A 23,043-nucleotide genomic window follows, 5' to 3' on the forward strand; every position below is an offset into this window, starting at 1 on the left:
TGTGCGTTTAATTCATACATCTGACTGGCATTTGGGGCGACACCTCAAAGGCAAAGATCGTACCCCGGAAATTGAATTTACTCTGAATGAACTTTTACGACAAGCTAAAGAATTAGAAGTTGATGCTGTGTTAATCGCAGGCGATATTTTTGAAACTCCTAATCCTCCATCTGATGCTGAACGAGTTGCGTATCAGTTTTTTGAGGGGTTGCGAAATGCTAAAATTCCGGCAATTGCGATCGCCGGAAATCATGATTCTGCTTCGCGCTTTGATGGTATAGCTAATCTCTTGTCTTTAGCTGGTGTGCAGATTTTAGGGAAACCTCGTCGTGTCAATCAAGGAGGTTTGATTGCTCTAGAAACGCCCAACGGTAAACTGCGTGTAGCTGCAATGCCTTTTGCTTCCGAACGCCGACTGTTGACAGTCGAAAATCTTTGGACAATGGATGAGTTGCAGCAAATACAACACTACAGAGACAGAGTAGACTACTTGCTCAAAAATTTAGCCAGTGGCTTCCAAGATGACAGCGTTAACATCCTCATGGCTCACCTGACTATTGATGGTGCTAAATTAGCCAACTCAGAAGCCCGTCACCACACCAAAGAAACCTACGCTCTTTTTGGGCAAAATCTACCTGCTGAAGCTCAGTATATTGCTCTTGGACATATCCATAAACCTCAGCAAATTCTAGTTGCGGCTCCTACTTACTATTCAGGTTCTTTGATTCAAGTAGACTTTGGTGAAGCTGAGGAAGAAAAAGGATTTTATCTCATCGATGTAGAGGTTGGTTCTCCTGCTAAAAAACCAGAGTTTATATCTATCCCTTGTCAAAAACCTTTGAAGATAGTCGAGTGCGAATTGAGTGATTATGAGGAAAAACTAGAACCACAACGCGATCATCCAGGCTATCTGAAAGTAATTATCAACTTGCAAACACCTCAAATAGGATTAGCTGACAAAATTCGGAAAATTTGTGGTGATAAAGTGCTGCAAATTGAGCCGCGTTATCCAGAAATAGAATCAAAGCGAGAAAAATCTGTAAAATCTGTAAAGCAAGAAGATTTTGATCCAGTAGAAGAATTTAAGCGCTACTTCCAAGAGGAATTAAACACTACACCTGCTCCCGCCGTTGTAGCGAAGTTTGAGGAACTATATAAGGAAATCAAGGAAACCCAAAATGCGACCACTTGAGCTAACTTTAGAAGGTTTTACGAGTTTTAGGAAGCAGGCAAATATTCTGTTTGAGAAAATGGAATTATTTGCTATTACTGGCCCAACCGGCGCGGGTAAATCATCTTTGCTAGATGCGATGACTTTGGCACTATATGGGAAAGTAGCAAGAAAAACTCAACCCAAAGAATTATTGAGTCAGGGTGGCTTAAAATTACAGGTATCATTACGCTTTTTGGTAGATCAAACTGAGTATCTAGTGTTTCGCTCATGGTCATATCGTACTAAAACAGCCCAGCTTACTTTTAAGTTAGAAAAGCGAATAAACGGTGAATTTCAACCTTTTGGAGAACAAAAGGAAGCAGAGATTAACGCCGTTATCGAGAAAGCTTTAGGAATGAATTTTGAGACTTTTACAAAAGTTATCCTTCTACCTCAAGGGCAATTTGATGAGTTCCTTAAAGGTAAAAGTACTGATCGGCGGAAGATTTTAAACAGTCTGGTTGGATACGAAAAGATTTTTGAAGATATGTGTTCGCAGGCTGGGACGAGAGCTAACCTGATTAAAGGTGAATGTAACGCAATTCAAGAACAGCTAAAAAATCTGGATTTATCATTAGATATAGAAGATAAAGAACTGAATTCTCAACGACGCGATCGCTCTCAGTTTCTAGCACAAGAATTACCCAGATTACATGAAACAGTTAGCAAAGCACAAATAGCTTTAGTCGCCGAAAAAGAATTATTGCAACGTCTGAGAGATTTAGCAAATTGGCAACAGCAACTTGATGAATTAAATAAACAAGCTCCAAAAATAAGTGAATTAAAACAGCAATTAGAACAAGCACGAGTTGGCGATCGTCTATCTGCCTCTTGGACATCAGTCAATTTGGCTCGTAATCGATATGAAAAAACTCAAGCTGATGTTGAGATTGCTGCCAAAGCTTTAATTGAAAAACAATCAGCTTTTAAAATACAAGAAGATATTTTTAGTCAAGCACAAGCTGATCAGGCTGAGATTGTACCACAGCTAAAACAGCGAGAAGAAGCTCTGAATGCAGCTAAAATTTACGAACAACAGAGGCGTGTAATTAACGATGAAATAAAAAGGTTAGAAAAAACATTAATAGAAAAATTAAAGCTGATAACTGAGGCTGATCAAGCTGTAAAAAAGGCTGAAGCTGAATTAAATCAAAAAAATCAGAGATTGATGGCAGCTAATCATGAACTGTCTCAATATTTTCCTGGTGGCTCAAGACTAGAACAACTTAATCAAGTAATACCACTCCTAATTAAATGGGAAGGAATACAAAAGCAAGTTGAAAGCGATCGCACGAAATTACAGCAAATCACTCAAGAGTTAAACACTGCTGAGTCTGATTATCAATCTGCTATTTTAAATTTCCAAAAATCTGAAGCAGAATGCGATCAATATCGTCTTGAATTAGATACTGCTAGACAACAAAATTATGCTGCGGCTTTGCGTGCATTTCTGCATACTGGTGATGATTGTCTAGTTTGCGGTGGAATTTATCCAGAAGCCCACTTATTACCACAACTAGAATCTTCAGGCGATATCAAAGCACTAGAAAAACGCGATCGCGCTGCTGAACAAAACCGCCAAAAAGCTACTGAAGTAAAAACTCAGACTGAAACAACTAGAGAATATCTGAAGAAACAACAAGCTGAATATAAAAAAATATTAGCAGAAAAAGAAGCTGAACTTGAGGCAGAGACAGAACAAATTGTTGTCATATTAAAAGCAGACAAATGGGAAGTTAAGGCACTTGATCAAGAACGCCAAGCACTACACAAAAGTGATACTAATTATCAAAAATATTTAATACATAAAGAAAAAGCAGAAGCGGAAATTCAAGCTAGTGAACTCAATTTGAATTTACTTAAAACTAAGTTATTAGATACGCAAACTCAACATCAAGACCTAGCATCTGAACTAGACCACAAAAAAACACAAATTCAGGAAATATTAGACACACTCTCCAAGCTTACTGGTAGTGATTCTTATGATAATTTATTCCAAAAGCTAGAACAAGATAAAGGAGATTTAGAGCATCGTATTCTGCATGAAACCCAGTGCTATCAAACGGCTCGTGATGAATTTAGACAAGCTCAACAATGTGATGTAAAGGCAAGAGAAGACTTTGATTTAGCTTCTACTGAAAAAGAACATTTAGAAGCTGAATGGCAGACTAGTTTACTCTCTGCAAACTTTACAGAGGAAATGTTTCAGCAATCTAAAATATCCCCACAAGTCCAAAGTCAATGGCAGCAGAAAATTGATGATTATAACACGAATAAAATTCAGTTACAAACTAATATTAATCGCGAAACTGACGCAATTGGTGACAGAACTACAAACACAGAAATAATTGCCCAGGATGAAAAATATGTTGCTGATACTAGAGAAAAATATAAACAAGCACAAGATGAATATAACGATTTAAAACTTTTGATTGCTAAAGCTGAAGAACAGCGAGAACAAGTAGAGAAATTGCAAGCACAACTATCTACCAAACAACAAGACCTAGAAACATATCAAATTTTGTCTAAAGAGTTGCGATCGGATCGCTTTCAAGACTATATTCTCCAGCATTTTGAGCGCGAGTTAGTAGAACTAGCAACAGTGTTTCTGCTTGAACTTACAGAACAGCGATATGCATTGAAATATGAAAATAAAGAATATAAAGTAGAAGATAACTGGAGTTGTGGTGAAACAAGACGAGTGCAAACCCTCTCTGGTGGCGAAACCTTTGCTACTTCTTTATCACTGGCTCTAGCACTTTCAGAAAAGTTGTCTAGAGGAGCCAAGTTAGGCAGTCTATTTATAGACGAAGGATTTGGAACATTAGATGCGGAAACTATAAAAGGTGTCTCAAATATCCTACTTTCTTTGGGAAAACAAGACAGATTAGTTGGCGTGATTACTCACGTTCCCGCCTTGGGAGAGGAGTTAGGAACACAAATCAAAGTAGAAAAGTTTTTAGAAGGCTCCCGGATTGTTGTAACTGACTTTTCCCGTTAAGTCTCGAAAAGCAGACTCACAAAGGATTTAGGGAACAGCCCCGCATATACGGTAGAGTAATGAAAATCGGGTGCTAAAGGTGACAAGCAATGTTGGACTGGTGGGAGAAAAATTTTGCAACCTGTGAACTAGGCGATTACCTACGGTAGGCTACGCTTACCGCCGATTGAATGAGCGTGCAATGTCAATTGGCTACGCTATAAGTCAAGGATTTGGCAAAGCACTGTCGGAAATATTCAACGGAGGAACCGTACTCAAGAGGGCTTATGAGTTTTTGCGAACGCTAAAGTGGAATTTTCCAAGATAATTGAGCCGCACTGTCAAATGACGGCGGAAACTGTTGCGGAATGCGAAGTAGTGCTGTGCGTCGGAGATACTACCTTTCTTGATTATGACAACATTGTGGCTAAAAAAGAAGGTTATGGTCCAATTGGCAAAGGGGGTAATGGTTTAATATTGCACAGTGCTTTAGCAATAGATCCAGAAATTGGCCAATCACTCGGTATGTTATGGCAAAAAGTTTGGCATCGAGAGCCAAAACAGAAGCCACCAAAAGATGAGACACCAGAACAGAAGAAAAAACGCCAAGCCCAAGCTAGATATGAAGCCCGAAAACGCCCCTTTGAGGAGAAAGAATCTTATCGTTGGGTAGAAGCACTGACTACGATAGAAAGCAGTGTTAGCAAATCTACTCGCGTGATCCATGTTTTTGATCGTGAAGGTGATATAGCAGAGGTCTTTGATAAAGTTCGTGAACTTCAGCATACAGGGGTTGTGGTTCGTGCTGCTCAAAACCGGAGTTTAGACCCTAACAGTGAGCGCTTGTGGACCAAATTAGAAGCTCAACCCATTTCATTACGGCAAGAAATTCAACTCCCAGAAACTAGTAAGCGTTCTCCTCGCAAAGCTAAATTAGAGGTGCGATTTTGCCAAGTTAATCTCCGTACTCCTTACCGTTTTGATAATCGAGATCCACTTGAAGTTTATGCTGTTTATGCCATAGAAATAGATTGTCCAGAAGGTGAAACTCCTGTAGAATGGATGTTATTGACAACAGAAGCAGTCACCGATGCAACTATTGCTGCTACAATTCTGCGTTGGTATTCTTACCGTTGGCGAGTAGAGGAATATCATAAAATTTTAAAATCGGGGTGTCAAGTTGAACGATACAGACTTGCTGCCGATGGTATGAAGGCAATACTATTGGTTTTTGAGTATAATTGCTGTTGAACTGTTGCAGCTGACTTATTTACACCGCACCCAGCCGGATACCAACGCTACTGAACTGCTCAATCCCCTTGAGATCAAGGTAATGAGCGCCAAATCACCCAAACTCCCCAAGGTATTAACAGTTGCTTGGGCTGTGGAAGCGTTCACGAAGTGTGCCGAAGGTATCGCTCGTCTTGGTGGCTATCTTGAACATCGACATAAAACTCCGATTGGAATCCAGGTACTGTGGACGGGCTGGTTAAAATTGCACGACCTTTGTGAAGGTTGGCAGCTTGCTAGAGAGACTTAACGGGAAAAGTCAGCTTAATGAACGGGTTTTACATTTTTAAGCAGCTAGGATTTAGATGCTTGGCGCGTGTAAAAAATCCAAATTGGCTTAGTGACCCAGCTTAGGCAAAATTTGATATTAAACCCTTGCTATTTCGTTGTTTCACGACTTAACGGGAAAAGTCAGATTGTTGTAACAGGAATTTTAGCTTAATAGTAATTTACTCTTTCATATAACTATCTTTTTCATAGAAAAACCTGCGAGTAGAGACGCAATTTGTCGCATCTCTATTCAACTTGGTCTAATGATATTTAATATCACTAGTCAATAGATGAAACCCAATCGCGTAAAAGTTGATTTACTCTATCGGGTATTTCATCATGAGGACAATGACCTGCTGTTAAGAAATATTCTGTCAACTCAGGACAATATTGGCGAAATTTTTGAGAACGTTCTCTAGCATTCATCCAAGGGTCAGCCTCTCCCCATAACATCAACAAAGAACAAGTTAATTGCTTCAACAGCACATCAACTTTTTCCCCTTGAGGACTGCTAAAAACTGAAACAAATACATCCAATGCACCTGCATCAAAAGCGGGACGATAAATTTCTTCTACCAATTGGTCTGTAACTGCACTTTTATCAAGATATACCTTTTCTAAAGTTTGGCGAATTACCCAACGTTGTCGCACGTATTGAAATAACACAAACTGAGCTAAAGGTTGTTGAAAAATCCACTTAACTGAATCACCCAAGAGTTTCTCTAAAGAAGAGGGTTTTTTGGGTGGCTGAATTTCGCTTTGTAAAGCTTCAGGTTCAGATGTCGGCTGGCTGTCGCTAAAAGGCCCGGCACTATTGAGCAATACTAATCCAGCTACGCTGTCAGGACGTTGGGCGGCAACACATAAGCAAGCATAACCACCAAGAGAATTACCTGCTAATACTGTTTTTTGACCAATCACTTCGCTGATAAAATCATGGAGTTGATCGCGCCATAAGTCGCCACTGTACTGCAATTTTGGTTTTGCCGATCGCCCGAATCCCAAAAGGTCGATCGCAAATACTTCAAAATCTTGGCACAATCCTGTGATATTCTTGCGCCAGTGGTCTGTAGAAGCACCAAATCCGTGTACCAAAAGCAAGGGCGGACGTTGCGTTTGTTTCTCTCCCGCACGCACGTAGTAAACGTTGTGCCCGCGCCACTGCCAATATTTACCAGGAATTGGAATTGTAGAGGGGGCTGTAGTTGCCTGCATGATTTAAAGAAATGTTAAGGAGCTTTTAATAATTGTAGGCTAGGTGGGGGAGTGGTGACTGGAGACAGGGATGAGCTATGACAAATGACAAATAACAAATGACAAAAGAAATTACAGGGAAAACTAAATTACTAGGAGTCATTGGACATCCGGTGGAGCATTCACTGTCACCAGTGATGCATAATGCTGCGTTAGCGCAGCTCGTCGTTGGCGTTCGCGTTAGCATCTCTGAAAGAGAAGCCTCTCGTAGAGAAGACATCGCACAATTAGGATTAGATTACATTTATCTACCTTTTCCGATTGAACCACAAAATTTAGAGGTGGCGATCGCAGGTTTCGCGGCTATTGGAGTTGTGGGCTTTAGTGTCACAATTCCTCACAAACAGGCAATCATCCCCCTCCTCTCAGAAATTACTCCCCTGGCTCAAACTATCGGAGCAGTGAATACTGTTAGCCGCCAAAATAACCAATGGGTAGGCACAAATACAGATATAGAAGGATTTATCGCCCCTTTGCAAACAACATATAAACAAGATTGGAGTCAAAAAGTAGCGGTAATTTTAGGTAATGGTGGTGCAGCAAGAGCTGTTGTAGTAGGTTGTACTCAGCTAGGTTTTGCAGAAATTCATGTTGTTGGACGCAATATGCAGAAATTAGAAGAATTTCGCAACAGTTGGAGCAATTCACCCCTAGCTGATAAATTTCAGGTTCATCAATGGGAGGAATTGCCAAAGCTCATTCCCCAAGCCAATCTGCTCGTAAACACAACTCCGATTGGGATGTATCCCAAAGTTGATGAATCGCCTTTGAGTGTAGAAGAAATAGCAAATTTACCAACAGGTGCGATCGCTTACGATTTAATATACATTCCTAAACCGACGCAATTTCTCCAACAGGCACAAAAACAAGGCGCAATTGCAATCGATGGATTAGAAATGCTAGTTCAACAAGGGGTAGCAGCATTAAAAATCTGGTTGCAGCAGGAAACTTTGCCTGTAGAAGTAATGCGCCAAGCGTTACAAAATCATCTAGGTTTAGGGAAATGAAAGTTCTATAGGACAATACAGTTCAAATAAACCCAAAACACTTGTAGAGACGGCGATTTATCGCGTCTCGAAAACCCAAAATTGTTGCCAGTAGCCCGTCAGTTAGTGAATAACATTCCTCTAAGTAGGTAGGCACAAATTAACCTAACTATGTAACCAAATGTAAAATCTGTCAAAGTCCTTGTGATTGCAACTCTTAGAGACGTACTCGCCTTCGTTACACTCCGTTTCATACTCTGCGGGAAGGCTTACGCCAACGCAATGACATACTTATAAATTTTCCCACCCACCTACTTACTGGAAACTTTTTTGATAGTTCAAAAATTATTATGGCTCAATCAAAAGCCATTTTATAAACTTCTAAATCTTTGCGATCTTTAATAACTTGTTCTCCCCCGTCTCCCTCAAACGACTACGAACCAGTGGGCATTACCTGTGGTTGCAAATAACAAATCAAATCTTGAATTCCCTTTTGGAGATAGCGCGTTACTGTCATTGGGCTAGTACCAATGTTTTTAGCCGCATCCTTGCGAGAAAGTTCCTTCAAGAATACCATTTCAACTGCCATGCGGGGTTTTTCTTCCAACATATTGATTGCGCCTTGGAGTTGTTGGCGTTCTTCTTCTTGTTGCAGAAGCACATGAGAACGAGGACAAGGAAGTGCTTCACCCAAGGTTATTTGACAATCAACATAGTTAACTGCGGTTGCATCTAAACTCAAAGGCATCCGGTTTTGAGCCGCTAACTTGGTTTCTTGCCATTCTTGCACAGATACCCGGAGTTGGTTGGCAATTTCAGCATCCTTGGGCGGGCGACCTAAAGAGATTGATAAGTCCTTGCGAATCTTTTGTCCTTCGTTGTACAATTCTTGCCAACGACGAGGAATTTTTAATAGAGTACTGCGATCGCGCAAAAAGTGCAGCATCTCACCGCGAATATATGGCACTGCAAAGGAACTAAAAGCATATCCTTGGCTTGGGTCGAAGCGCTCAATTGCCCTAATTAAACCAAAATAACCGATTTGTTCTAAATCTTCATAAGGTTCGTTACATTGATGGCTAAATTTATGAGCCATCTTTCGCACTAAGCCAGTATGTAACTGTACAAGTTTATTACGAAGTTTAATAGAAGGATTCTGGTGGTACAAGTGTAATAATTCTATACCATCAGTTCGTAAAGAGGACTCACTTGTTGCCATATACATTACCTTTGTTGTAACTCCTAATTCCTGAGAAAATGGAGCTGCGTATATTTTCTTCTAAGCTGTTATTATTTTGCTGAGTCAGGGAAGAATAAGCCATCGTCGTTTCACTGAACTTGTTAGGGGTCTAACTCCACAATTCAGTATTTGTACGCATGATTTTGCGAACCCCTCTGTTACAAGTGATTTTTGCTTTTTATATAACTCTTGAATGGTAAATAATCTTTAGCTTTCGCAACAAAAACTAGCTAGGGCTTGCTGAAAAATGCATGACTGACCTAATACGCATCTGTCATACTGAGTGCAAGTGGATCGGTACTGAATTAATCGCAAAATAGGTTGCAATCAAGGGTAAAGAGTATGCTATCAGTACTAAAGAGGCTGTGAAATCCTCAAAAACTGACGACTCTAATTTTCAACAACAAAGCCGTCCTTCAGATTTAACAACGATATTAAATCCTTGTCCGTTAACCGTAAAGATTGGTAAGAATAAGAATAGGCAGAACGTTTTCCTAAAAAACAGTTTTTCAATATGAGCAATACCAGTAATTTTCGTGAAGCTATCCGTGAGGCTAAATCTCACGCCCTTGTTGGCCCAAACGTGATTGCCAACGCCCTCCCCTATGTTGGTGGCGGATTGGTGCTAACGGCATTAGGAACCTACGGCGGTTTGGGAATTATCCGTACTAACCCCGAAATCTTCTTTCCGACCTTCATTGGTGCGGTGATTTTGGAGTTAATTTTGTTCTTTGTTGCCCAAAATGTTGCCCAAAAAGGTAATAAAGGGCTTGCACTACCCCTGTTGGCAACCTACAGCCTCTTGTCTGGGTATACTCTCAGTGGCTTGATATTTGTCGCTTTGAGATCCCAAGGTGTTGGCATTCAAGGCATTGGTTTAGCTGCCCTTGGTTGTGGTGTCACTTTTATTTTCGCTCGTCAAATTGGTTCAAATCTTTCTGAACAAGATGGCATGGCTTTGACGAAAACCATCAATCTTGGCGTTATAGCCTTGGTGGTTGTGTGTTTAGCGCAATTCGGCTTTGCTATGTTTGGTGTTTATACACCAAATTGGTTAGAAATCGCCATCTCCGGTTTAGGAGTATTCCTGTTTGTTGGGGTTTCTGTAGTTGATTTCTACATCTTGCCCCGCACTTACAGCGATGATCAATATCTGCCTGCTGCTTTGTCGATGTACTTAACTTACATCAACTTGTTCGTCTTTATCTTGCGGTTGATAATTTCTCTAAATGGCCGCAATTAATTGTTTGTAGGCACTAACAAAAGATAAAGTTTTATAAAGTAAAAACCGTGGTTAAATTTTCAGCAGCCACGGTTTTTTCATCGTTTTAATAGTATAATATGTAGATAGGTTCAGCCTTAAGTGAGTGAAACCATGCTGGAACTCTTAAATATCAAAGGCGAAGTAGAAAGATTGTCTAATATCTTGGGTAAGGCTGAGGACTGTCTTTGACCTCCAATATTTGACTGCAAGAATTCAATATTTAGATCAAGTAATTGCTCAACCTGGTTTTTGGCATAATCCAACCCCTGCTTATGAAGTAGTTCAAGAAATTGAATACTCCATATTCTACAAGCATCAGGAATATCAGCGCTGGTGTTCGATTGTAGAAGATATCAAGGCTGCACTGGGATTGTTGGAATTATCAGCCGATGAGCAATTGTGGCAAGAGGTGCAAAGCAACCTTACCCAACTCCAACAAGAACTCGAAACAGCAGAAATACGACAATTATTGTCTGACCCACAAGACAAAAAAGGTGCATTTATCACTATTACTGCTGGCGCTGGTGGCATAGATGCTGAATATTGGGCATCTATGTTGCTGCAAATGTACTGGCGTTGGGGAAAAAGTCACAATTACCAATTGCATCTAGTAGAGATTTATGAGGGGAATGAGGGCGGGATTAAGTATGCAACCTTAGAAATTACAGCAAGTTGTGCATACGGCTACCTCAAATCAGAAACAGGCACACATCAACTACAGCAAATATCACCCTTCCATGTTATTAACAACTTGCAGACGAGTTTAGCTAGTATAGAAGTTATCCCAATATTTGGTGAGTCAGTTGAGTGGGAGATTCCAGAGAAGGATTTGGAAATCACTTGGCCTCGCTATCGGGGGAATGTCAACCATGTAGAAACATGGGTAAATATGGTTCACATTCGTACCGGAATTAGTGTATTTTGCGATCAAGAACGCAGTCAGATGCAAAACAAAGAGAAAGCCTTAGCTATTCTCAAGAGTAAACTGTTTGCGATGCCTACGGCTGGCTACGCCTACGCACTAGCCCAAAATGTCCAGCAAGTTGACGAAATTCAACCCCGGCTGATCAAATCGCTATCCAGCAAGCTCATCCGTGAATATATCTTACATCCTTACACCAAGGTAAAAGATTTACGTACCAATGTCGAAACAACTGTTGCGAAAGAGGTATTAGACGGTAAAATTGATTTGTTTATCAAAGCCTATCTGCAACAGCTAAATCACACTACTTCAGTGGGTAAAGAAGTGCTTGATAATTTCAAGTAACTTTTGTAACTAGTGCAGAAAAAATTTGCCCAACTGCTAAAATCAAGAAACATCAGTAGAATAAAGAGCAATTTTTTAATCTAAAGCGCTCTATCTATCATTCAGCAAGCATTATGGATGTCCTAGAACTCAAACGCGAAATCGAAACGTTGTCTGGCCGCCTGGGTAAAACCCAGGACTATCTTTGACGTACCTGCACTGACAGCAAAAATTCAAGACCTCGAAAAAATATCATCACAGCCACAATTCTGGAATGACCAAACCCAAGCCCAACAAACCCTGCAAGAACTCAATGACCTGAAAGCCCATCTCCAGCAATACGATCGCTGGCACGCCAATCTAGAAGATACTAGGGCAGTTGTTGAGTTATTGGAGTTAGAAACCGATGAGGCACTACTCCAAGAAGCGGAATCTACCATCACTAAACTGAATCGTGACCTTGACCAATGGGAGTTACAACAGTTACTTTCTGGCCCCTATGATGCTGAAGGGGCTGTACTGACCATTAGTGCTGGTGCTGGTGGCACTGATGCTCAAGACTGGGCATTTATGCTGATGCGGATGTACACCCGTTGGGGCGAAGCTCACGGCTATAAGGTAACTTTAGCGGAAGAGTCAGAGGGTGATGAAGCCGGAATTAAATCGGCAACTCTAGAAATTACTGGTCGTTATGCTTATGGTTACTTGCGATCGGAAATGGGTACACATCGCTTAGTGCGGATTTCACCTTTTAATGCCAACGGCAAGCGACAAACCAGTTTCGCTGGGGTGGAAGTGATGCCACAGATTGATAACTCTGTGCAATTGGATATTCCAGATAAGGATTTGGAAATCACCACAACTCGCTCTGGCGGTAAAGGTGGGCAAAACGTCAACAAAGTAGAAACGGCGGTACGGATTGTTCACCTGCCCACAGGTCTTGCCGTGCGCTGTACAGAAGAGCGATCGCAGCTGCAAAATAAAGAAAAAGCCCTAAATCGTCTCAAAGCAAAGCTGTTGGTTATAGCTAAAGAGCAACGCGCCCAAGAAATTGCCGAAATTCGCGGCGATATGGTAGAGGCCTCCTGGGGAAACCAAATCCGTAACTATGTATTTCACCCTTACCAAATGGTGAAAGATTTACGTACAACCACGGAAACAACAGCGATCGCTGATGTGATGAATGGTGAACTTGATACATTCATTCAAGCTTATCTGCGCCAAGAAAATAAGCTGGTAGAAAACACTACGGCATAAAGGCACTCATTACATAACACCCCAACTGCTAAGGCGTTTCACTGAGAAACGCCTTAGCAATATATGGGCGATCGCAATTCTATGTCCAGACCAACTGTTACAGTTATAAAAGAGTCTGTAGACAAATAACTATGAGCAATTCACCTTCAACAGAACCCCAACCTAGCTACGTAAAACTCGCCATGCGAAACATGGTGCGGAAGGGTGGAACTTCCCTAAAGCATTTTGGACTGACTGCCGTAGGGCTTTTAGCTCTCCTTGTTGGTCTTGCTTATCTTACTCACTAACAAACAAACCGTAAACCTCAGACGAGGAGGCTATATGCCCCTGAGAGTTGAATTATATGTGGAAGAGTATTTTTATGAGTTGTCCCCGACAACATCTGTAAAGATTGAGGACACTCATGCCCGAATTACTCCTGAAACTTGGGAAAACTGGTTTAATCACTGGTTAGAAATACTTCACCCTCAAATCCCACCAGCGCCAAGTTATGAAATCGGGCTGCGTTTGACAGATGACTCGCAAATTCAAGAACTAAATGCTCAGTATCGTCAGCAAAATAAACCGACAGACGTTTTAGCATTTGCTGCTTTGGAGGTGGATTTTCCTCAAAGCAAAGAAATGCTTGCTTCTGTACCATTATATTTAGGTGATATTATCGTATCTGTAGATACAGCACAACGACAAGCTCAACAACAGGAACATAGCTTACCAACCGAGCTAGCCTGGTTGGCATCTCATGGTTTATTGCACTTATTGGGCTGGGATCATCCTGATGAAGAAAGTTTGGAGCGAATGTTAGAACAGCAAGTAAAATTGCTGAAGGGAATAGGTATTGCTATTGACATAGAATAGTAGTAATTATGTATCCCTTAATGTTAATTTGGGGTGATACTTTTATAATACTTTTGTGCAAAATTGCTTAAAGATTGCCTCAAAGTTAATTTCGCCATTAAGATCGGCGAATATTCCCACTGTAGCAACTCTGTTCTTGTGTTTTTAAGTCTATGTCCCAAAAAATTTCTCCATCACCAACGCCCACCTCGTTACAAACACTGGTGTCTAACGAACGGGAATTTTCCTGGAAAGTAGCCTCTAATTTATTTGTTAGTTTTAAATATGCCTGGGCTGGAATCAGCTATAGTTTTCAGACTCAACGTAATTTTCGCATCCACATCAGCGTTTGTGCAATGGCGATCGCGTTAAGCGTATTTTTGCATCTGCAAGCGGTGGAAATAGCGGTAATTGGGATAACTAGTGGTTTAGTTTTGGCATTAGAGTTATTAAATACAGCGATCGAGTCCGTTGTGGACTTAACCGTTAAGCAGACATACCATGATTTGGCAAAAATTGCTAAAGATTGTGCAGCTGGTGCAGTGCTTGTTTCTGCTTTGGTAGCGATGCTAGTAGCTAGCATCCTATTACTCCCTCCTCTCGTAAAGTTAATTATATCGGCTTTGTAGACGTGATTTGCCCAACCCAGGCATCGCCAAATTACTCAGTCAGAGGATCGCACTCTGTCTCCTCTCCTTTGGAGAACATATTAAAAATTTAAATGTTGCGATGTCTACGACGGGCTACGCCTACGCGCCAAGCATCCTAACTAAAGGTTTACTTGGTAATTTCTTTATAAAGTGGCCGTAGAGTAGCCGCTTAATGCCTACGCGTCCACGTCAGCGTTATTTTTATACCTAGCCAACAAATAATATGAGATACTTATCTATGCTTTTTGCAACTGATAAGTGGTAAAAACCAGGAGTGATGAGCTTTGATTATAGTTATCGACAATTACGACAGTTTTACATATAACTTAGTACAGTACTTGGGAGAATTGGCAGCAGAATTCCCAGTGGCAGATGATATTAAAGTTTTTCGTAACGACAAAATATCCATAGATGAGATTCGGGCATTAAAACCGCAAGCCGTAGTTATTTCTCCTGGGCCTGGTCGCCCGGAAGATGCTGGCATCTCTTTAGAATTAATTGAACAGCTAGGACAAGAGTTACCTATTTTGGGTGTCTGTTTGGGACATCAAAGTATTGGTCAAGTGTTCGGTGGTAAAATAATTCCGGCTCCAGAGTTGATGCATGGCAAAACCTCTCAGGTGTCTCACACTGGAGTGGGGGTTTTCCGGGGATTAGAAAATCCTCTAACTGCTACCAGATATCATAGTTTGGTGATAGAACGTGAAACTTGCCCAGATGTGTTAGAAATCACCGCTTGGGTTGAAGATAACACCATTATGGGAGTGCGACACCGGAACTATCCTCACATTCAGGGCGTCCAGTTTCACCCAGAGAGTGTCCTGACATCTTCAGGAAAACAGTTATTGCGAAATTTTCTGGAACAGTTATAGTCAAGAGCATAATTAATGAAACGACGACAGTTGATGGGCTATGCTGGGGCGGGGTTGGTAACAGCTTTGCTTACTACCTTGGGTTCTGAATCTCAAGCTGATGCACAATCTAGCGGTTTATCAGTTCAGTGGTTGGGTCATACTTGCTTTCTTTTTACTGGTGGCGGTGCGAAAGTTCTCGTCAATCCATTTCGGACAATCGGCTGTACTGCTGGGTATCGTCCACCAAAAGTTGCAGCAGATTTGGTACTGATTAGCAGTCAACTGCTGGATGAAGGTGCTGTGGACATACTACCGGGAAACGCAAAACTCATCTACGAACCAGGAGTTTATGAGTTCAAAGGTATTAAGTTTCAAGGAATTGCTATAGACCACGATCGCAAAGGTGGTAAGCAGTTTGGCTCAAATACAGCTTGGAGTTGGAAGCAAGGCGGAATTAATATCGTACACTTAGGCGGAGCCGCTGCACCCATTTCCATTGAGCAAAAAATACTCATGGGGCGTCCCGATGTAGCATTTATTCCAGTGGGAGGTAGCGCAAAAGCCTACAATGCTGAAGAAGCAAAGCAGGCTGTTGAAGTGTTAAATCCCAAATTGGTGATTCCGACCCATTATCGGACACAAGCTGCTGATGCTGCTAAGTGCGATATTTCGCCACTCGACGATTTTCTTGCCTTGATGAAAGGTATGAAAGTGCGGCGCAGCAATGGAGATAGTATTTCCATTAGCCCTAAAGATTTGCCGGAAAGTACCGTGATTCAGGTTTTGAGTTACAAGTTTTGAGAAGTACGGGATGAGTGGATGAGGGAGAAATCAATTCAAAATTCAAGCAGGACGCTCTCTACGAGACGCTAAAAGCGAACGCAAACTCGCTCTAAGCGAAGCCATGCCGTTCGCGTAGCGTCTCGTAGAGAAGGCTTTACGCTGCGCTAACAAAACTCAAGAATTTATTTCTGCCTCCTGCCTCCTCTTTCCCAATGCCCAATGCCCCTAAATTTAGAACGTGTACCATTCTGGGGTAAGTTTATCAGCATCGCTAATCGGATTTGGAGTCGCTGTTGTCCCATCTATAGTCCAAATGGTGTCTGCACCTCCTGTCTGATCGCGCCAGTAGATGTCGGTCTTACCATCGCCATTATAATCGCCAAGGGATGGTGTCAAAGCTGTGTTTGTGGTCGGTAGGAAAGCTTGAGTAGCAACTGTTGTGCCATCCATCAACCAAGCGGTGTTCTCGCCGGTTTTGCTATTGTGCCAGAAGATGTCGGTCTTGCCGTCGCCGTTGAAATCGCCAATTTGAGAAGTCCAAGATGAGTCAAGTGTATCCAAAGTACCCTGCGTGACTAAGATACCATTCATCAACCAAATCTGGTTCTGACCTGTTTGAGTGTCTCTCCAGAGAATGTCAGTCTTATAGTCGCCGTTGAAATCACCAAAGGTAGGAGTCCAGGCAGCATCCTGTGATTGCAGCGCCAATTCAGTCTTTTGTGTACCATCCATAAACCAAGCGCTGTCAGCACCGGTTGTCGGATTGCGCCAGAAAATATCGCTCTTACCATTGCCATCAAAATCAACAATGGTAGGAGTTAGCGCTGGGTCTGTTTTATCTAAAACAGTTGCACTCAGAACTGTGGTGCCATTCATCTCCCAAATAGCGTTCTCACCAGTTGTAGCATTATGCCAGAAGATATCGGTCTTGCCATCGCCATTGAAATCGCCAATCTCAGGAGTCCACGCTGGGTCAACGCTGGTTAAAGATGCCATACTAGCAACTTTTGTGCCATCCATTAGTACGATGCTATTGGCACCGGTTGTCTTATTGCGTAATAAGAAGTCGGTTTTGCCATCACCATTGAAGTCACCAATTTCATAAGTATACGCAGTTAGGTCGAATTTACCTAGAGAACCCTGTTCCAAAACTTTTGATCCATCCATTAACCGAATGATAATCTCACCAGTTGTAGAATCGACCCAAACTTTGTCTGTTTTACCATCACCGTTAAAGTCAGGAGTAATCGCCGCACTAGTTATATAAGGATTAGGATTGGGATTTGGTGAGGTTTTAACAGGCGCAGTCATCGGTTCACTTTGTAGTGCTAGTGAGGAACTACTACTCGTACTCCCAAGCCCCAAATTAGTATCTAAACTACTAAGAGAATTTGTCAATATTTGTGATTTGGCAAAAGAATCTGATGCCCATTCAGTTGTATTCAAAGATAAGGGTGAGGAATTATTTGCAGTTCCAGGCATGGTGTATTTTTATGATTGGTTATTATATTCTTTTAACTTTTTGTAATCATCTCTTTCTGTAACGAAATAACATTTACCAGGGTTTCAATATTTCTTTATAACTATTTTTTCTTTATTAATGTCACCATTTGAAAATAAATATTTTTTAAACTATTATTCTAAAATTTTCAAGTTCTATATAAGCAATTGCAAAATATTTTTTGTATTTTATATATGATTATTTGTAAATAAAAAATGATTATCATATCTAGTTTCTTTGACATTTAAATGTTGTATCAACAATCTACTTGTATTTTTAACGAGGAATCAGTCAGATAAGAATATCCACACTAGCCATATATTTTTTCTTAACTTAGAAATATCCTAAGTAGATAGGCGTAAATAAATTAAAGTTTGTAGTAAGTACTTTAGTCCTGAAAATCATTGTTTCGAGCGATGAATCTCTAATTAGGAACTATAAATTTATTGTATGTTTAATTAGGGCTTGCTGAAAATAGAAGAGATCGCTACATTATTCCTAATAAATTTGTATAATCTTATCTTTGTTTTATTGGCACTTTCTCAAGTATTATCTGGAGAACCACTATTGTTTATTTTGTGAGCAAGTTTAGATAAAAAATAACCTTGACCACCAGCTAGTCCTAAATCTGAGCCATCCAGTTTAACCCAATAAAAATCAAAGGCTATAGGGTTTTTGCTAGTACTTGGATGTATTTCCCAATGCTGCCAAGTAGATGGTGTAGACTGAGTTAATTCGAGATGATAAACATAACGTTCTTGAATTTCATTGCGATAGGGAGTCATATTGTATTGATAAATACCCAATAACTCAATAATACGAACTCCCTTAACACCAGATTCTTCATAAGCCTCTCGCAGCACAGCTTCAGATGGCTCTTCACTTTCTTCAACTGTACCAGCAGGTACTTGCACGCCAGCTTCAGGAAAATCAGCATGTGTAAATACCATTAATTCATCTTTATTGGTCACGTAAGCGATCGCTTTTTTTGTTATGAGTTGAGTGGACATATTTTTATCCTGTGTGTTGTTAGATTTATGAAATACCAGAATTTATATAAGATAAACGTTTAAAATTTATTTCATTTCATAAATATCCTAAATTATTCAATAACAACAAGATATCCGACTTCTTTAAAAAGTCGGGGATCTAAGTTTTTCGAGATAATTGATTATTCTCTAATGATTTATGACTTGAGTGGAAACAAATATTGGTTAGAATAACTTAGATTAGCAACTATTAAGAGGCATGAACTGTGCATCTGTCAGTTGTTAAAAGTGTAAAATAATACAATATTTTCCTAAAAACATCAGCTATGCAAGCAGAATATCGGCAGCGTCGCGAGCAATTAATGGCAAAAATTGGTGATGGTACAGCCATTTTTCGCAGTGCGCCTATGGCAGTAATGCACAACGATGTAGAGTATGTTTATCGTCAAGACAGTGATTTTTTTTACTTGACAGGTTTTAATGAACCACAAGCAGTAGCAGTTTTAGCGCCGCATCATTCAGAACATCGGTTTGTGCTGTTTGTCCAACCGAAGGATCGCGAAAAGGAAGTATGGACTGGTTATCTTTGTGGGGTAGATGCAGCCAAGGAAATTTATGGTGCTGATGAAGCGTACCCCATTAGCGAGTTAGATGAAAAGTTGCCGCAGTATTTAGAAAAAGCCAGCCGGATTTATTATCACTTAGGACGCGATCGCAATTTTAATGATCAAATCATCAGACATTACCAAAGTTTATTGCGGACTTATCCTAAGCGCGGTACTGGGCCGATCGCTATTGAAGATACTGGCCCTGTCCTCAACAGTATGAGATTGATCAAAAGCGAAGCTGAAGTGGAATTGATGCGTCAAGCAGCAGCGATCGCTACAGAAGCACACAATTACGCCCAAGAAATCACCGCACCTGGACGTTATGAATATGAAATCCAAGCGGAGATGGAACGCATCTTTCGAGTGCGGGGTGGCTTAGGGCCAGCTTATCCTTCCATTGTGGCTTCTGGTGTGAATGCTTGCGTACTCCACTACATTGAAAATAATCGTCAAATGCATGATGGAGAATTACTGCTAATTGATGCCGGTTGTGCTTACGGTTATTACAACTCTGACATTACCCGAACATTTCCTGTGGGTGGTAAATTTACGCCAGAACAAAAAACGCTGTATGAGATTGTTTTGGAGGCACAAAAACAAGCGATCGCTCAAATTAAGCCAGGTAATCCCTTCAAATTAGTTCACGATACAGCAGTTCGCGTCCTCACGGAAGGTTTAGTTGAACTTGGTATTCTCAAAGGTGAAATTGATAAGTTAATTGAAGAAGAGAAATATAAGCCATATTATATGCACCGCACCAGTCATTGGTTAGGTCTGGATGTCCATGATGTGGGAGTTTATCAGCATGGTGAAGACAAACCGCAGATTTTGCAACCAGGTCAAATTTTGACGGTAGAACCGGGAATTTATATTGTGCCAGATACCAAACTAGCAGAAGACCAACCAGAGACCGATCCTCGATGGGTTGGCATTGGCATTCGGATTGAGGATGATGTGTTAGTTACATCTGATGGATATGAGGTGTTAACTGCGGGGGTTCCTAAAGCAGTAGATGAAATAGAAAGATGAAACATCGGGGATGGTACACACCATCCCTAAGAAAAACCCCGGCGATTGGAAATCGCGGCTATACAGAATACATCTCCAGAAATTAAAGATGCGTTACCCAGAACTCTTGTAGAGACGTAGCAGTGCTAAGTCAAAACAATTCTTTTTCGGAGATGTCTAGACAAAACCTGCCTCCGCAGGTTAGCAAACCCGTGATTTTCTCTTATTCTTAGTCCACGGAGGTGGACTTTGCTTGTGTAGCCGCGATTTCCAATCGCCCAATACTTTTAAAACTCCACTTCTAGAGGGAAAATCGCGGTGAAAGTAGAACCAACACCTACCTGTGACACTAGGTTAATTTCACCCCGCAATAGTTTCACCAACCGCGAGACGATCGCTAATCCCAATCCTGTACTATCAGGAAGATAGGGGCGATCGCTAGAAGTCACGCGAAAGTAGGGTTCAAATATTTGGGCTTGGTTTTCGGGGGCAATGCCAACTCCAGTGTCAGAAACAGCGATCGCCCATCCCTGATTCTCCAACATCTGACACATAATAATAATAGTCCCCGACTCTGTATAACGAATCGCATTACTAATAAGATTTGTGACAATTTGTTGTAACTGAAAAGAGTCTGTTAATGGTTTTTCGGGAGCGCGTTCGCAATCTACTACGATTTGTAAATTTTTCCCCGCAGCCAAAGGTTCCAACATTTCACACACATTATCAATTAATTCACGCACATCTGTAGGTGTTAATTGGATTTTTATCTGCCCTGCTTCATAGCGCGAAAGTTCTAGCACATCATTGATTAGATGAAGTAACTGTCTACCATTGCGTAGTACCCGCTCAATATGTTCTAAATTGGTATAGTTGTCTTTTATTTCAGTCTTGCGTCGTTGTTGGCGTAAAAACAGATCCGAGTAGCCAATAATGGAAGTTAAAGGATGTTTCAATTCGTGGGCGAGTTGGGAAAGATATTCTTGATTGGCGCTAATTAACCGTGTGAGTTCCTCATTATGAAGCGTTAGTGATGCTTGCAACTGCTTTAATTCTCGTAAGCGTTCCTCAACATAACTTTTAAAACATCGAGCGATCGCTTCATCTACAATCGCATCAATCAAACGCATGGAAAGAATTATCTCTACAGGTGTTCCTTCTAATAAATCTGCTTGTAGAGCATCAAATATTACTGTCCGCAGCAGATGATATTCTCTGGCAATTTCTGCTGGATCAAAGCCTTGTTCGGCTCGAATAGCTCCATGCTGAAAACTGGCAGTAACCATTGACTGAATATCATTATCCTGATGTTTTGAAAGCACTGTCACCATCGCTTTCAAAACATCAGGAATGTGATCCTTTACCGATGTATAAGATAAGTCATCAGCACTTTCAATCCGTCTATCCTTGCGAACAGCTAAAATCCATTTATCAATGATGATGTCAGTTTTTTCAGCCAGTAGTTGACTAAAATCCATTATGTTAAATTCAGCTAGGAGATAGATGAGTGAAGTTCCATATCCAAATAGTTTAGCGACTAGAGTGGTGTTTTAACAAAAATAGCGATGTGTCTCACCTACCAAAAGAAATAGATTTTACAAATTATTTTGTTGCTGAGATTATGCTTGATTACCGAAAAGTGAGGGTATACGCTTGATTTATGTAACAAAATAAACAAGATTAAGTATAAGACAGATACTTTCACGGAAGCATTGATGTTATATTATGTATATCAATGTTATAGTGTACATAAGTTTGTACTTAATTAGAGTAAGTCAGCCTAATCCAGTAGATCACAGCGCGTGACGTTGGAGCGGAGGAACCAAATTGTGGGGCGTATCTCAAAGAAAGTGAGGAATTGAGAGTGAGGAGTTAAAAGTGAGAAGTGAGGAGTTAGAAGTTATTTTACTAAATAATTAACTCATAACTCATAACTCATAACTTTCTTCAGAAGGGCATCTCTCAGCCCTAGCCCGTCAGCTAACTTCGTAGGCATTGAGAGGAGACTGAAGAGACGGCATTTTTATAATGTTCTGATCTCATCGGTGTCCAAGGCTGGTACTGCTCAAATGTTTTGTACCTGCACTTAAATCTGTTGAGGTCGTAAATGATATTTCAACTAAATCTAGCAGCGATCGCAGCGATCGCCACACAAGCCGTTTGGAACAAAACAAAACCTGTCATCCTTAGAGATGTCTTCATTCTACCTGTATTGGGCTTCTTGGGAATAATTGTGTTGTGGTGGATTATTGCCCTTGCCAACCATGAATTAATGCCCACTCCACCAGAAGCGCTAATCGCAAATCTAGACTACATCTTAAATCCTTTCTATCAAAGAGGCCCAGGCAACTTAGGAATTGGTTGGTTGTTGATCGCAAGTCTGCGTCGGGTATTACTGGGCTTTTTGTTAGGTGCGGTAGTAGCGATTCCTCTAGGGTTTCTAATTGGCATGTCCAGACCGGCAATGCTAGCGCTTAATCCGATCATTCAAATTTTTAAACCTGTGTCGCCTCTAGCTTGGCTACCCATTGCCTTAGCAATTTTCAATTTAGCAGAACCTTCCGCCATTTTTGTCATCTTTATTACCTCCTTATGTCCGACGATTATTAATACCGCCTTAGGAGTTTCTAGCGTTCCCCAAGATTATTTAGATGTGGCGCGAGTGTTAGAAATGCCCCGTTGGCGACGGATTACAAAAATCATTTGGCCTGCAAGTTTGCCGTATATTTTTACAGGCTTGCGAATTAGTTTAGGTATAGCTTGGCTAGTAGCTCCTACGTCGCTCTAAGCGAAGCCATGCCGTTGGCGGAGCCTCT

General features: G+C 40.9%; 17 protein-coding genes, 2 pseudogenes and 1 riboswitch. Of the genes and pseudogenes, 14 read left to right on the plus strand and 5 right to left on the minus strand.

Annotated elements, in window-relative coordinates:
• Position 1 precedes the first annotated feature (1 nt).
• From V7K76_RS12595 to V7K76_RS12605, 3 genes and pseudogenes are all read left to right on the plus strand, one after another.
• Positions 2-1,192 (plus strand): exonuclease SbcCD subunit D, encoded by a 1,191-nt coding sequence (locus V7K76_RS12595; RefSeq protein ID WP_335029794.1) that lies wholly within the window; start codon positions 2-4, stop codon positions 1,190-1,192.
• Positions 1,179-4,214 carry an SMC family ATPase gene (locus V7K76_RS12600; protein WP_334780513.1) on the plus strand — a complete coding sequence of 1,012 codons (3,036 nt, stop codon included), beginning with the start codon at positions 1,179-1,181 and terminating at the stop codon, positions 4,212-4,214. The genes V7K76_RS12595 and V7K76_RS12600 overlap by 14 nt, the downstream gene beginning before the upstream one ends.
• 89 nt (positions 4,215-4,303) lie before the next feature.
• A pseudogene (locus V7K76_RS12605) lies at positions 4,304-5,733 on the plus strand (IS4 family transposase).
• A gap of 299 nt (positions 5,734-6,032) precedes the next feature.
• Here V7K76_RS12605 and V7K76_RS12610 read toward each other — a convergent pair.
• The gene (locus tag V7K76_RS12610) at positions 6,033-6,968 is read right to left on the minus strand and encodes an alpha/beta fold hydrolase (protein ID WP_334780512.1); all 936 of its coding nucleotides are present in this window, start codon (positions 6,966-6,968) and stop codon (positions 6,033-6,035) included.
• A gap of 98 nt (positions 6,969-7,066) precedes the next feature.
• On the opposite strand from V7K76_RS12610, the gene V7K76_RS12615 reads away from it, so the two are divergent.
• Positions 7,067-8,014 carry a shikimate dehydrogenase gene (locus V7K76_RS12615; protein ID WP_334780511.1) on the plus strand — a complete coding sequence of 316 codons (948 nt, stop codon included), beginning with the start codon at positions 7,067-7,069 and terminating at the stop codon, positions 8,012-8,014.
• Between the two features lie 412 nt (positions 8,015-8,426).
• Here the strand turns inward: V7K76_RS12615 and V7K76_RS12620 are convergent, their stop codons facing one another.
• Positions 8,427-9,212 (minus strand): RNA polymerase sigma factor SigF, encoded by a 786-nt coding sequence (locus V7K76_RS12620; protein WP_104904777.1) that lies wholly within the window; start codon positions 9,210-9,212, stop codon positions 8,427-8,429.
• A gap of 535 nt (positions 9,213-9,747) precedes the next feature.
• On the opposite strand from V7K76_RS12620, the gene V7K76_RS12625 reads away from it, so the two are divergent.
• From V7K76_RS12625 to V7K76_RS12660, 8 genes are all read left to right on the plus strand, one after another.
• Positions 9,748-10,476: a Bax inhibitor-1/YccA family protein gene (locus V7K76_RS12625; protein WP_334780510.1), complete on the plus strand. Its 729-nt coding sequence runs from the start codon at positions 9,748-9,750 to the stop codon at positions 10,474-10,476.
• A 135-nt stretch (positions 10,477-10,611) separates the two neighbouring features.
• A protein-coding gene (locus V7K76_RS12630) for a PCRF domain-containing protein (protein WP_334780578.1) occupies positions 10,612-11,764 on the plus strand; the annotation gives its coding sequence in 2 pieces (ribosomal slippage) (positions 10,612-10,683 and positions 10,685-11,764; 1,152 coding nt in all).
• Between the two features lie 113 nt (positions 11,765-11,877).
• Positions 11,878-13,000, plus strand: a protein-coding gene (gene prfB / locus V7K76_RS12635; RefSeq protein ID WP_335029795.1) for a peptide chain release factor 2 whose coding sequence is annotated in 2 segments (ribosomal slippage) — positions 11,878-11,949 and positions 11,951-13,000 — 1,122 coding nt in all. Because the reading frame shifts where the segments join, the coding sequence is not laid out codon by codon here.
• A gap of 131 nt (positions 13,001-13,131) precedes the next feature.
• Entirely contained in the window at positions 13,132-13,287 is a 156-nt protein-coding gene (locus V7K76_RS12640) for a DUF3285 domain-containing protein (RefSeq protein ID WP_094350437.1), read from the plus strand.
• Between the two features lie 40 nt (positions 13,288-13,327).
• Complete coding sequence (ybeY, locus tag V7K76_RS12645) at positions 13,328-13,855, plus strand: rRNA maturation RNase YbeY (protein ID WP_334780577.1); 528 nt, start codon at positions 13,328-13,330, stop codon at positions 13,853-13,855.
• Between the two features lie 152 nt (positions 13,856-14,007).
• Positions 14,008-14,463, plus strand: a complete 456-nt coding sequence (locus tag V7K76_RS12650) for a diacylglycerol kinase family protein (RefSeq protein ID WP_334780508.1) — start codon at positions 14,008-14,010, stop codon at positions 14,461-14,463.
• A gap of 305 nt (positions 14,464-14,768) precedes the next feature.
• Complete coding sequence (locus tag V7K76_RS12655) at positions 14,769-15,356, plus strand: anthranilate synthase component II (RefSeq protein WP_334733417.1); 588 nt, start codon at positions 14,769-14,771, stop codon at positions 15,354-15,356.
• A gap of 15 nt (positions 15,357-15,371) precedes the next feature.
• Positions 15,372-16,139, plus strand: coding sequence for an MBL fold metallo-hydrolase (locus V7K76_RS12660; protein WP_334780507.1), 768 nt, complete (start codon positions 15,372-15,374; stop codon positions 16,137-16,139).
• Between the two features lie 213 nt (positions 16,140-16,352).
• Here the strand turns inward: V7K76_RS12660 and V7K76_RS12665 are convergent, their stop codons facing one another.
• Complete coding sequence (locus V7K76_RS12665) at positions 16,353-17,603, minus strand: FG-GAP repeat domain-containing protein (protein ID WP_334780506.1); 1,251 nt, start codon at positions 17,601-17,603, stop codon at positions 16,353-16,355.
• Positions 17,604-18,164: 561 nt separating this feature from the next.
• On the minus strand, positions 18,165-18,632 hold the full coding sequence (locus V7K76_RS12670; protein ID WP_335029796.1) for an NUDIX hydrolase: 468 nt from the start codon (positions 18,630-18,632) through the stop codon (positions 18,165-18,167).
• Positions 18,633-18,937: 305 nt separating this feature from the next.
• Here V7K76_RS12670 and V7K76_RS12675 point away from each other — a divergent pair, with 305 nt between their 5' ends.
• Positions 18,938-20,248 (plus strand): aminopeptidase P N-terminal domain-containing protein, encoded by a 1,311-nt coding sequence (locus tag V7K76_RS12675; RefSeq protein ID WP_335029797.1) that lies wholly within the window; start codon positions 18,938-18,940, stop codon positions 20,246-20,248.
• A 266-nt stretch (positions 20,249-20,514) separates the two neighbouring features.
• Here the strand turns inward: V7K76_RS12675 and V7K76_RS12680 are convergent, their stop codons facing one another.
• Positions 20,515-21,705, minus strand: coding sequence for a sensor histidine kinase (locus V7K76_RS12680; RefSeq protein WP_334780503.1), 1,191 nt, complete (start codon positions 21,703-21,705; stop codon positions 20,515-20,517).
• A gap of 289 nt (positions 21,706-21,994) precedes the next feature.
• A riboswitch (cyclic di-AMP (ydaO/yuaA leader) is annotated at positions 21,995-22,237 on the plus strand.
• Between the two features lie 97 nt (positions 22,238-22,334).
• Here V7K76_RS12680 and V7K76_RS12685 point away from each other — a divergent pair.
• A pseudogene (locus V7K76_RS12685) lies at positions 22,335-22,997 on the plus strand (ABC transporter permease); the annotation flags it as partial.
• Between the last annotated feature and the right edge of the window lie 46 nt (positions 22,998-23,043).

Origin of the sequence: Nostoc sp., from assembly GCF_036917975.1 — a bacterium.
Taxonomy (GTDB): domain Bacteria; phylum Cyanobacteriota; class Cyanobacteriia; order Cyanobacteriales; family Nostocaceae; genus Nostoc.